Source organism: Anaerovibrio sp. (assembly GCF_051866355.1).
Lineage (GTDB): Bacteria > Bacillota > Negativicutes > Selenomonadales > Selenomonadaceae > Anaerovibrio.
The window spans coordinates 1-1,584 of the sequence record NZ_JBJDWZ010000124.1; the positions used below are offsets into that span (position 1 = coordinate 1).

The 1,584-nt window shown below is 55.2% G+C and carries 2 protein-coding genes; both read right to left on the reverse strand.

Annotated features, from left to right (window positions below; all coding sequences use genetic code 11):
• Window positions 1-21: 21 nt before the first annotated feature.
• Window positions 22-861, reverse strand: coding sequence for a selenium-dependent molybdenum cofactor biosynthesis protein YqeB (yqeB, locus tag ACI3UA_RS06580; RefSeq protein ID WP_439724022.1), 840 nt, complete (start codon window positions 859-861; stop codon window positions 22-24).
• A gap of 26 nt (window positions 862-887) precedes the next feature.
• Window positions 888-1,547: a TatD family nuclease-associated radical SAM protein gene (locus ACI3UA_RS06585; protein WP_439724070.1), complete on the reverse strand. Its 660-nt coding sequence runs from the start codon at window positions 1,545-1,547 to the stop codon at window positions 888-890.
• Window positions 1,548-1,584: the final 37 nt, after the last annotated feature.

The following is a 1,584-nucleotide window of genomic DNA, read 5'->3' on the forward strand; positions in this document are numbered from 1 at the left end:
TGCTTTCACGTTACGTTCACATTACTTTTTCCACGGCAATCTGGATTTCTTTACATGGGATATCTCCCAAGCCAGAATAGCCTCCAGCACGGAGCCGGAGATACAGCGGGATTTGGCTGAAATGGTGACGCAGTTGGTCGGCATGGTGCTAGGGTCTATCTCGGCAATTTTCAGGCCGGTGCGCACAGGGCATCCGTCATGCAGAAGTCCCCGCAGCACGCCCTCCACCGGCGCCTTTATCTCAAATACATGGCCGCCCTCCATGTGCAGTTTGGCGATGGTTTCATTTCTCTTGACGATGTAGGACAGGGGATGCCCGGCCTCCAGATAGCCGTCACAAGGAGCGTTTATGGAGTGGGACGCCCGCATCAGGGCGCGCACCTCCGTGGTTTCCTTCTCCGGCAGGGCCTGTCCCTCATAAATCAGCCGTCCCAGATTGTGTCCCCGTGTGGTTTCCACCACGCAGTTGACATCCTTGCCGGCGGTAAAGCCCGGCCCGATGGCGATAGTAAAGTCGGCCATATCCTTACTGGTGCCCATGTTGCGCTTGGCGTAAATCGCATCCACCAGAACACGCGGCTTCAGCTTTGCCAGACAGGCCGCCTCCGGGTCGACCATAATTACCAGCTGGCCGGCCTTCAGCATTTTCTCCGCTTCCTGAAGATTCTCCGCCTTATAGCACACCAGCCGCTCCACCTTTTTTTCACCTTCATAGACGGCCTCCGCAAAAACAATACTGCGCCTGATAGCCGAAGGAGATGGCTTCTCCAGCATCAAAACCTGATAACCGGTATTGTGCAGGCGATGGGCGATACCGGTAGCCAGCTCACCGCCGCCGCGAATAACAACCAACTTTTTCATGATTCTCCGTCACTCCCGTTACAAATTCAGCTGTCCTCATAGATGCGGACTCTCAGCTTCAAACCTCTTTCATCACAAATCCTGCGGCATGCGTCAATCTCCGCCTGATTCTCCACCTTTTCCACCACGGTCAGCACCACGTTGGGAATATGCTCCCTGCAGTCCTCGGCAAACTTCAGCATAGCGGCAAAGGAGCCAATGCCGTACTTTGCCCTGGTCAGTTCCAGATACCTCTCCGCGTTGGAGGCATTCAGGCTGATGGATATGGTATCCACCAGTCCCTCAAAATCCCCGGCTACGGAGCGGCCATAGACAAGGTCAGCAAGGCCGTTGGTGTTCAGCCGGATTGGCATCGTCAGGTGCTTCTGCCGCACATAGGCCATCAGCTCCAGCAGCACATCCAGCCGCATAGTCGGCTCCCCGAAGCCGCAAAAGACAATTTCCTTCGCCATATCCCAGGGCAGCTTGTCCAGCTCTGCCTTTACCTCGTCAGCAGACGGTTCCTGCGTAAGCCACAGGGTGCTTTCCTCCGCCATGTGCTTCATGGTGCGCAGGCAGAAGGTACAGGCACAGTTGCACTGATTGGTTATATTCACATAAAAGCCGCGCTTTCCCTCAGGCTGTTCCCGCAGGCTGTCTGCTACCTGCACATAACGTCCGCCCTCGTGTACGGCATAAACCAGCATACTCAAAATACTTCACTCCGCATCATACATCATACAT